The sequence below is a fragment of the Phycisphaerae bacterium genome, from assembly GCA_035384605.1.
Taxonomy (GTDB): Bacteria; Planctomycetota; Phycisphaerae; order UBA1845; family PWPN01; genus JAUCQB01.
Window position 1 is genome coordinate 18,831 of the sequence record DAOOIV010000071.1, and the last position, 9,871, is coordinate 28,701.

Genomic DNA, 9,871 nt, shown 5'->3' on the forward strand with positions numbered 1-9,871 from the left:
CGCTATGGCCCAACTGAGTCCCACAGGTCCGAGAGTCCCGCCGCAGAACGATCTGTACACGTTTCATCTGATCGTGGCGGCGGCGTTGTTGCTGGTTGGAATCATCTATGTAGCGGTCCAGACGGTGAGCTATTTCGGCACCTTCCTTCCCCCGTCAGGCGGCTAACGGACCGCCTCAGTCTCTAGGTTTATTCTTGGTGGGCGAATCGGCGCGGGCAGACGGAAAGTCGCCACCTGTATAAGGGGGCTGCCAACCCGGAATTCGGGATGGGTAAGGGCGTCCGAAAAGATGAGCATTCGCAAGAAAAGTATCTACGGTTACAATACCTGGCGAACCGATGAAGCCTCTGGGACGCCGGCGGGGGCGTGCAAGGGGGCGAGCGGGAATTCCGCACCTTCACTGTTCCAGGCCGGCAAACCAAGACGAAAAGGATGACTTGGCTGTGCTAAACTCACTTCTCGGCTTGTTCAGTATGGATATGGGTATCGATCTGGGTACCTGCAACACGCTGGTGTGCGTCCGCGGCCAGGGCGTGGTCTTGAATGAGCCATCGGTAGTGGCGGTCAAGAAAGGCACCAACAGGGTGCTCAAGGACGGAACGGCCGTCGGGAACGTGGCGAAGGAAATGATCGGCAAGACGCCGGGGACCATCACGGCGATCCGGCCGTTGATGGACGGCGTCATCGCGGATTTCGACATCACGGAGGCGATGCTCAGCTATTTCATTCGGAAGGTTCATGGTCGCAGATCCTTTGTCATGCCTCGGGTGGTGATCGCCGTACCTTCGGGCATCACGGCGGTGGAGAAACGAGCGGTCTACAACTCAGCGGAGCGGGCGGGTGCCCGGCGCGTGTACCTGGTTCCGGAGCCCAAGGCCGCCGCGATCGGTGCCGGGCTTCCGGTTGCCGAGCCGCGAGCATCGATGATCATCGACATCGGCGGCGGCACGACGGAAGTGGCGATTCTGACGCTGGCGGACATCAGCGTGTGCGAGTCGATCCGTGTGGCCGGCGACGACATGGATGCGGCGATTGTGAACTACATGAAGCGCACTTACAACCTGATGATCGGGCCGCAAACCGCCGAGCGAATCAAGATCGAGATCGGCTCGGTGGCCGAGACCGACCAGGAACTGACGATGGAAGTTCGCGGGCGTGACATGATCAGCGGTTTGCCTCGCAAGACCTTTGTCAGCAGCGAGGAAGTCCGAGAGGCCTTGAAGGAGCCGGTGGGGTTGATCGTCGAATCGGTCGTGCGGTCATTGGAGAAAGCCGAACCCGAACTGGCGGCGGACCTTGTGGAAGACGGGATCTGGCTGGCGGGAGGCGGGGCCCTGCTGCGAGGGTTGGATCAAGTAATCAACCAAGCCACCGGCTTGAAGGTGCAGATATGCGAGGACCCGCTGACGTGCGTGGCTCGCGGGACGAGCATCTTCCTTGAGAATCTGAACGAATGGAAGGATACGATGGAGTCCGATGAGGACGATCTCTGATCGCGGACGTATCCCTCCGGCTTTGAGTACATCCTGAAACAACCGGGGACGGGACAGCGTAGAACGGGTTTTGGCCCCTTCGACAGCCCGTCAAGATGGCGGTTGTTCTCGAAGTTTTGGGACAGAGAGTCAGGTGTTCAGATCATCGATGGCCCGGCGCGACCCCGCACCGCGGCCATTGTTCCATGGGGACTGCGGGAACCGGCCGCCGCCGGTCGCGAGCTGCGATGCGATTCTTGGAAGACCACCGCGTTCCAAAGCCTGTTTTCTTCGGGCTGCTCATGGCCGTCTCGTTGATCACGACCATGCTCCCGACGGAGACGCTCTCGCGGCTTCGGAGTCTGGCTCAACCGCTGGGACTCCCCCAATGGCTGATGCAGACGGCCACACTCGAAACGCATCGGACGGCCATGACGCTGATCAGTCGGAACGTTCCTGTCGACCAATACCAGCAGTTGGAGATCGAGCGAGATGCTTTGCTGAGTGAAATCGCGACGCTCCGCTATCAGAATACTCAACTGCAGGCGACCGTGACGGAGCTGGCCAACGTGCGCGGTATGGGGTTTCCCCGTCAGGGAACGCTTATTCCTGCTCGCGTGCTTGCCATGGATGCCGCCCCGGGTCGCGACACGATGCTGGCGGGCAAAGGCAGTCTGCAGAAGGTCGAGAAGGGCGACTGGGTGGTCTCAAGCCTGACGGTCGGAGCCGGGGTCAATGAAGGCGTGAAGCCCCAATCTCACGTGCTCGGCCGCCAGTGCCTGATCGGCTGGGTAGACCAGACAAACCTGCTGACTTCGCGGGTCATTCTGCTCAGCGACAAGCTGGCCGGCAAGTCGCGACCAAGAAGGGTGCTGATCCATCCGGCAGATTCTTCCAGTCGTCCTTCGGAGGTTCAGCCGGAGGTGTTCGTTCTGGAGCCGTACGGCGGCGGGCGCATGATCATTCGCGATATTCCCCGCCGGATGGTGGATGCCGGTCAGATTCAGGTCGGCGACCTTGTCACCTCCGCACCGGACGACACCCGCCTGCCGCTCGCCGTGGTTATCGGGCCCATCGAGGATCTTCAAGCCAACCGGGACAAGCCGATCTGTTTCGACGCCCTGGTGCGACACATGATCGACCCGGCAAGTCTCAGTGAAGTCATCATCGTGGACAGTTCCCAGCCGGATTCCTTGCCCATACCCTCCCCTTAACCGAGGCTGCGAGGGTACTTGCGGAAGCCGTCGGGATCAGGGGGTTGGTTATTGGACGCCGATTCGGGACGTCGAGTCGCGGGTCTTGTGAGCGCCGTCGGTTCGAGCAACCGGCGAGTACTCAAGTATGGTGCATCGCCGGTCGAATCCAGACACGGCAAACAAGGGCACGGGAGTACTGCGCCCGCATGGCGGTCGGCGACAGCCGTGCCGTTTCGAGTCGGTTTGTTGTGTACCAGCGGGCAAGCCGCCAGAGGCGCCGCCGAATCGGCGGGAGTCGGCAAGCGAGAAGAGTACTCATGCCGGGTCGGGTTGCGGCGCGATCCCGGGTCCGACGCAGGCATGCAAGCGCCGGCCGATTGCTCGACTCCAGGGAAGCCGAGCACCGGTTTATCGGAAACGTATGCGGGAGGGGAATCGGGATAGAGGCCTTATGCCGATTCTCGTTCACGTCGATGAGCTCCAGCCGGGCATGCGCCTGAAGAGAGCCATCCTGCGCGACAAGCAGGTCATGCTGTCCTGCAACACCCCGCTTGAGGATTGGCAGATCAACTCACTGCGCCGACGCTTTCCCGATCTGACCGTTCAGATTTGCGATCCCATTCTCGACGAACTGGTCGAGTTTCAGGACGATTCGCACGACCACGAGGTATCGGCCACGGTGAACCGCCAGATCGGCAAGCTGATGCATCGAGTCCGCGAGATCCTCAGCAGCAAGACGGCACTGGAGGGCTCGGACATCTCCGGCTTGCAGCGTTCCGTGGCCGAAGTCATGCAGTACATCATGGATAATCCGGCGGCGGCCGCGGTCCTGACCCGATTCGGCACCGCCGGCGACTATCTGCAGGGGCACGTGGGCAACGTTTTTTACGTCAGCCTGCTGGTGGGCAACACGATTCGAGACTACATCTTTCGAGAGCGGCAGCGAACCGTCCGCATCGAGACGGCCTGCGTCCGCTACAGCATGAATCTCACGCCATTGGCGCTGGGCTGTCTGTTCCACGACGTCGGCATGCTGCCGATCGAGCACTTGTATGAGAAAAAGGGGGGGCTTACGCAGGAGGAGCGCAGGCTGATCCGCGACCACCCCAACAGGGGGGTCGAGATGCTTCCGCCGAAGCTCGACGCCGTCGCCAAGATGGTGGTCCGGACGCACCATGAGAACATGGATGGGAGCGGATATCCTCAGGGCGTTCCGGTCGAGAGCCTGCACGTGTTTTCCCGCGTGATTCGGGCCGCGGACGCGCTGGACGCGGCGACGAGCCGGCACATTTACAAGAAGGCCAGAAGCGCCGCCCGCGTGCTCTGGGAAATGTCGAGCGGGCCATTCAAGGAGCATTATGACCCCCCGATCGTGAAGATCCTGATGGCTTTGGTGCAGCCGTTTCCGATCGGGGCGAAGGTCAAGCTGAATTGCGAGCGGTACGGGGTCGTGGTGCGCCACAACCGCAAGCACCCTTTCCGTCCGACGATCATCATCGCGTTCGACGAACTCGGCCGTAAGCTGAAGAAGCGGGACCTCGCTCCTCCGATCGACCTTTCCAAGACGAACGAGGTGCAGATCGTCGAGTTCGAGGGGGACGACCTGACCTGCCTGAGCGACGGGGCCGATGGCAGCGTCTGGGGCGTTCCCGAAATCACGCGGGACGAAAAGGAGGACCTTTTCGCGTACTGCTACCCGTAGGGTGATTCGTGACGGTCAATGGGGAGCGCTTGAGGTGGCCGGCACAAGGACGCGCACGGAGGGCTGCGTCAAGGCGATCTCATCGGCAAGGCGATCGAAGCCGTCGGCCTCGGTCTGTTCAAAGAGCCGCCTGCCCCGGGTCGGGTCGCGAGCGACCACGAACTCGCCAACGATGATCGACATCGGCGCGCGGTACAAGGGCGGGCCCCAGCCGCCCAGGACCGTGAACTGCTGTTGTCGCACAAGAAGATGGAATCGCCCCTTGAGACGGTCGCCGGCGAGACGCTCGATCACCACGACGCCGGAGGTCGACTTTGCCCGGCGGTGGTCGCCCGCGTGTGACTGGAAGAGCCGCATGGTCTGCGGCGTGGCGCGATAGAGCCTTTCGCTTCCCGCCGGCACGTCCTCCAGCACGAGCGACATGATCCAGGTGAAATCGAAGTTTTCGTCGAAGAGGGAACGTCCCCGGCGAGCGAGCACGATGTTGAGCGTGCCTTTCTCGCTCTGCCAGTAGCAGCCCTCATGGGGATCGATCGAGCCGACCAGCGGTTCTCGCTTGTGGATATCGGCGCGCATCAGGGGCAGCATCTGAACCTTTCCCACCGCGCAGCCGGGAAGACACGTCGCGGTCCAAGCCAAGGCCGAGACCGACAGCAAGACGGATCGGGCTGGAACAGGAATACCCATCAATGCGGCATCGGGAATTGCTGACACATTTCTCGCACCTGGTGCCGAACACTTGCGATCGCGCCCTCGTCGCCGCGGCTCGAGAGTACCTTGTGGATGAACTCGCCGACGATTCGCATCTCGGCGGTGTTGAGGCCGCGGGTGGTCACGGCGGGCGTGCCGATGCGAAGGCCGGACGTTTCCGTCGGCTTGCGTTCGTCGAAGGGGATCATGTTCTTGTTCACGATGACGCCGGCCATTTCGAGCCACGTTTCGGCCTGTTTTCCGGTCAGGTCGGCATGCACCTGTCGCAAATCCACGCACATCAGGTGATTGTCGGTGCCGCCGGAGACCAGTCGATATCCGAAGCTCCTGAGGGTTTCCGCGAGGGCCTGGGCGTTGGCGAGAATCCGCTCCTGGTACTGCTTGAACTCGGGCTTGAGGGCCTCACCGAAGGCAACCGCTTTGCCCGCGATCACGTGCATGAGCGGTCCGCCCTGCAAGCCGGGGAACACTCTCGAGTCGAGGGCCTTGGCGTGCTGGGCCTTGCACATGACCATGCCGGCCCTGGGGCCGCGCAGGGTTTTGTGGGTCGTTGTGGTGACGAAATCAGCGCAGGGCACCGGCGAGGGGTGGAGTCCGACGGCGACCATGCCGGCGATATGGGCAATGTCAGCCATGTGGTAGGCGCCGACCTCGGCGGCAATCTCCGCGAATTCCGCGAAGTCGATCGTCCGAGGGTAGGCTGAGGCCCCGGTGACGATCATCTTGGGCCGGCATTCCCGAGCCAGCCGTCGGATCTCATCGAAATTGAAGACTTCGGTCCGGGGATCGACGCCGTAGTGGACCACGTTGTAGAACTTGCCGCTGAAGTTGGCCTTCATCCCGTGGGACAAGTGGCCGCCGTGAGACAGGTTCAGCGACAAGATGGTGTCGCCCGGTTCGAGGACGGCCATGTAGGCGGCCATGTTGGCCTGGCTGCCGGAATGCGGCTGAACGTTGACATGATCGCAGTGGAACAGTTGCTTGGCGCGCTCGCGGGCCAGATCTTCGATCTCGTCGACGTGCTTGCAGCCGCCGTAGTATCGCTTTCCAGGGTAACCCTCGGCATACTTGTTGGTCAGGATGGAGCCGACCGCCTCGAGCACGGCGCGGGAAACGTGGTTCTCCGAAGCGATCAGTTCAAGACAGAATGCCTGCCGTTCGCCTTCGGCGGTCAGAGCTCTGTAAACCGCGGGATCCGTGTTCTTGATGGTCGGGTAAGCTTCGAAATCCGACGCTATCGTGGCCATGCTTGTCATACCATACCTCAAATCGCAGGGAGGGAACCGGTCCGGAAACGACCGGCGGGTCCATTCAGGGCCTACAAATAGTCTGCACGCGGCAAAAAAGCAAACCGGGGCCGGCGGTGTGGCCCGGGGAGGAAACCGGGATGGAACCGGCGAGCAGCCCGAGCAGCAACGGGCTTTCTCGACATTGCCGTCGGAGGGCTGCGCTGCGCCCGCCGGCCGAACGGAAGGAGAGCAGGCCGACGACGGCGGCGCGTCGCGGTGCGAGCAAGGGCTCGTATTCCATTACTCGCCAAAGCCTTGACAGGGGATCCAGGAACGATACAAGACGATCAGAACACGACGGCTCAAGTCCCGTAACGTGCAGATGGGAGCATGAGGTATCGAGTGAAAACCCGATTCACGAGTCCTGATCCCGGTTTCCGGCAGCGGATGCGGACCAGCTTCAGTCGCCAGGGGTTTTTGCGGCATCTCGGCGTGAAGATGATCGACCTGCAGCCCGGGTATTGCGAGATGGAGGTTGCCTTCGGCGAGCATTTGTCGCAGCAACACGGCTACTTTCATGGGGGCCTGGTGGCCACGGTGGCGGATGTGGCGGCGGGGTATGCGGCCTTCAGCCTGACGGAGTCGGACGCCTCGATGGTGACCGCCGAGTTCAAGATCAATTTCATTGCACCCGCCAAGGGCGAGCGGCTGATCGCCCGCGGTTCGGTCGTCAAGCCGGGCAAGACTCTGACGGTCTGTCAATGCGACGTGGTCTGCATCAAGGATGAGGTTGAGACGACGTGCGCGGTCGCATTGGCGACGTTCATCGCGTTGCCGGGCAAGCCCGAGAAAACGACGTGAACAACGAGTCGGGAGTTCAAAAACGGCTGTTCGACGGCGGATTGAACAGGCCGGACTCACCCGACACGACAAAGGCCTCGGCCACCCGCTTGAGCGTTTCCCAATGCCGACGGATTCGCTCGGCTTCCCTGGGCTGAATCGCCCCGTCGTTGGCCACCGACCGGCTGACTTCCTCGAGCATGTCGCTGAATTCCTTGACCAGTCGCTGCGTGCCGAGCAGCAGGTCGGTGCTGAAGTCGCGGACGGTCATTTCCGGATTAGGGACAAAGAAACCACCGGCCCTGTTACAGAGCCAGTTGACGACTTCGACATCTCCGGTGGCATCGATGATGTCGGCCAGGCGGTCCAGCGGATTGCGTGCCCCGCTGGTGTCAGGATCGTTCTCGTCGTATTCCTGGCACCATTTGTAGACCAGGGCAGGGGAAAGCCTCAGCGTGGCGGCCAGGGCTTTCACGCCGATCTTGTCGGCGGCTTCTCTGAGGACTTCGTACGAAGGTCGCATAGCGGCTCCCACGCGGCAGTCCGATCACATTCCCGTCCCAAACCAATTGCTGAGCAGGTTCGAGACCAGGGTGCCGACCATCTGCTGGAGTATGTAACTGAGGATTTGAGCGATCATCTCGGCCAGAATCATGCGTTCCTCCTTTCGGGGCCGTCATCATACGCGAGAAGGGGCTACAACACACCCTTGCCGTAAAAAGCGAGGCACCCGCTCGGACAAGCAGGCGCCCCGGGGCAAGCGATAGAGGCCGGCGAGGGTGTTCAGACCTTGTCGGGCACCTCGAACCCCTTGCGGTAATGCCGGGTCAGCAGTTGGTTCGCCTCCGGGTCGTCAACGATCGTCTCCGTCCCGGCGTCGACGACCAGCTTGCGACCGAGGACGAAACCGCTCTTCTCGATATCGACGCCGTTTTCAGCCAGATGCTGTTCCGTGCGTTCGAGCAGATCCAGGACGACCGGATCGCTCTCAAGAGTCGTATCTCTCGGACGGAACGGGATCTTGCTTCCGAGCCGGATCGACATGTTGCACAGATGGCAAAGGGCACTGGAGTAGTGGCCTTCGAGAATATCGGCATTGAGATCCGAGACTTTCCGGCTTCTGACGGCGGCCAGGAAATTGACCAGCCGATCGCCACCGGGACCTCGGGTAGCCTCGACTTCCGGCAGCGGGGCCTCTTCGTTGCTGCCCTTGGGATAGAACTTGCCGTTGACGATGTCGCCGGCTTCGAGATGGAAAATGTTTCCTACATCGACGCCCATGTACTTGGGGCTCTTGAGGCCGCGGGTTTCGAAGATGAGCTTGGTCTCGCCGAAATCCATGACCGCCATCTGCGTGCAGGCCGCCTCGCCCTGGTCAAAGAAGCCCAGGCGCCCGCCGAAGCTGTAGACGCTCTTGGGCAGCGTGGCTCCGGGGATTCCCCATCGGGCGATGTCCATCTGGTGCACGCCTTGGTTGCCCAGGTCGCCGTTGCCGAAATCCCAGAACCAGTGCCAGCGGTAGTGGACAAGGTTCTCATGGTAAGGCTGTTTGCGGGCCGGCCCGAGCCAAAGGTCGAAATCCAACTCCTTGGGCGGGTTCGTATAAGGCTTGAAACCCAGGTCGCCGCGGGTGTTGTGACCACCGCCGGGCTTGTAGCAGAGGGCCCGTGAGATCAAGAGTTTGCCCAGCTTGCCGGAGGCGATCGCGGCGACGACCTTGGCCCACTTCATGTCCGACCTGCTTTGCGTGCCGTGCTGGACGATACGATTGTACTTGCGGGCGGTCTCGACGGCGATGCGACCCTCGTGAATGTTGTGGCTCATCGGCTTCTCGACATAGACATCCTTGCCCGCCTGGCAGGCCCAGATGGTCATGAGCGAGTGCCAGTGATTAGGGGTTGCGATCGACACAACGTCAACCGACTTGTCCTCCAGGACCTTGCGGATGTCCTGCACGCACTTGGGTCGATACCCGGCCTTGTCCTCGACGCTCTTGGCGCGGCTCTCGAACAAGCGGGAGTCCGGATCGACGAGATAGACGATCTCGACGTCCTTCATGCCCGCATAGCCGCCCATATGCGAGGTGCCTTGCCCATTGATGCCCGCCACGGCGACACGGATTCTCTCGTTGGCTCCCCGCTTGGGCGGAGGCATGGCCGCAGGTTGCTCGGCGGCCTTGGCGGCAACAGCCTTGCCGACCACGGCGAAGGCACTCAATGAGGCAGACTGTGACAGAAAACGGCGACGACTCAGAGACATTTGCGATCCTCCTGTTGGACGGACTCTGGACGAACGATTGAGGGTGTCAGTATAACGGTTTGGCGAAAATACGCCAAACCAGGAGCGATGCCGGGGGTGCAAGCGGATTGTCCGATCTGCGGCCGCCGCCGGCGCGCCGCTGGATGAGCGGGCCGTGCGCCAGTGGGCGACCGACAGGTTCCGCCGGATGCATGTACGTTCCCGCCGACGCCCATGCCCACTTGGCCGAGACTATCAGACGAGGACACCACTGGTCGGCCACGAAGGTGTACTGCCCGGTGATCTCGCCGACGTGAATCGTCTTACGCTTACTGGGCACGCATACCCAGTCACCCGGCGACATGCGATGGACAAAGGCCCAAATCTGGCCGGAGTTCTGGACGCGATGGAAATGCTTGAACTTCGGATAGACCTCGGCGAGCACGGCCATCAGGTCTTTGCGGTCTTTCAGCTTGCCGAGGT

At 61.8% G+C, this 9,871-nt stretch carries 10 protein-coding genes; 5 read left to right on the top strand and 5 right to left on the bottom strand.

Going from position 1 to position 9,871, the window contains the following annotated elements; genetic code table 11:
* Window positions 1-4 precede the first annotated feature (4 nt).
* The 4 genes from PLL20_14855 to PLL20_14870 all read left to right on the top strand — a co-directional run bounded on the left by PLL20_14855 (window position 5) and on the right by PLL20_14870 (window position 4,370).
* Window positions 5-166: a hypothetical protein gene (locus PLL20_14855; protein ID HPD31269.1), complete on the top strand. Its 162-nt coding sequence runs from the start codon at window positions 5-7 to the stop codon at window positions 164-166.
* A gap of 277 nt (window positions 167-443) precedes the next feature.
* On the top strand, window positions 444-1,493 hold the full coding sequence (locus tag PLL20_14860) for a rod shape-determining protein (GenBank protein HPD31270.1): 1,050 nt from the start codon (window positions 444-446) through the stop codon (window positions 1,491-1,493).
* 227 nt (window positions 1,494-1,720) lie between these two features.
* Window positions 1,721-2,686, top strand: a complete 966-nt coding sequence (locus PLL20_14865) for a rod shape-determining protein MreC (GenBank protein HPD31271.1) — start codon at window positions 1,721-1,723, stop codon at window positions 2,684-2,686.
* A 433-nt stretch (window positions 2,687-3,119) separates the two neighbouring features.
* Window positions 3,120-4,370 (top strand): HD domain-containing phosphohydrolase, encoded by a 1,251-nt coding sequence (locus tag PLL20_14870; GenBank protein HPD31272.1) that lies wholly within the window; start codon window positions 3,120-3,122, stop codon window positions 4,368-4,370.
* A 15-nt stretch (window positions 4,371-4,385) separates the two neighbouring features.
* On the opposite strand, the gene PLL20_14875 is transcribed toward PLL20_14870, so the two are convergent.
* Window positions 4,386-5,084, bottom strand: a complete 699-nt coding sequence (locus tag PLL20_14875; protein HPD31273.1) for a hypothetical protein — start codon at window positions 5,082-5,084, stop codon at window positions 4,386-4,388.
* Window positions 5,057-6,328 carry a serine hydroxymethyltransferase gene (gene glyA, locus PLL20_14880; GenBank protein HPD31274.1) on the bottom strand — a complete coding sequence of 424 codons (1,272 nt, stop codon included), beginning with the start codon at window positions 6,326-6,328 and terminating at the stop codon, window positions 5,057-5,059. The genes PLL20_14875 and glyA overlap by 28 nt, the downstream gene beginning before the upstream one ends.
* 384 nt (window positions 6,329-6,712) lie before the next feature.
* Here glyA and PLL20_14885 point away from each other — a divergent pair, with 384 nt between their 5' ends.
* A complete protein-coding gene (locus PLL20_14885) occupies window positions 6,713-7,171 on the top strand; it encodes a PaaI family thioesterase (protein ID HPD31275.1) in 459 nt (152 codons plus the stop codon).
* A gap of 16 nt (window positions 7,172-7,187) precedes the next feature.
* Here the strand turns inward: PLL20_14885 and PLL20_14890 are convergent, their stop codons facing one another.
* The 3 genes from PLL20_14890 to PLL20_14900 all read right to left on the bottom strand — a co-directional run.
* Window positions 7,188-7,673 carry a hypothetical protein gene (locus PLL20_14890; protein HPD31276.1) on the bottom strand — a complete coding sequence of 162 codons (486 nt, stop codon included), beginning with the start codon at window positions 7,671-7,673 and terminating at the stop codon, window positions 7,188-7,190.
* 260 nt (window positions 7,674-7,933) lie between these two features.
* Window positions 7,934-9,409, bottom strand: a complete 1,476-nt coding sequence (locus PLL20_14895; GenBank protein ID HPD31277.1) for a Gfo/Idh/MocA family oxidoreductase — start codon at window positions 9,407-9,409, stop codon at window positions 7,934-7,936.
* 46 nt (window positions 9,410-9,455) lie between these two features.
* Window positions 9,456-9,871, bottom strand: a 416-nt coding sequence (locus PLL20_14900; GenBank protein ID HPD31278.1) for a hypothetical protein, incomplete at its 5' end; no start/stop codon positions are given.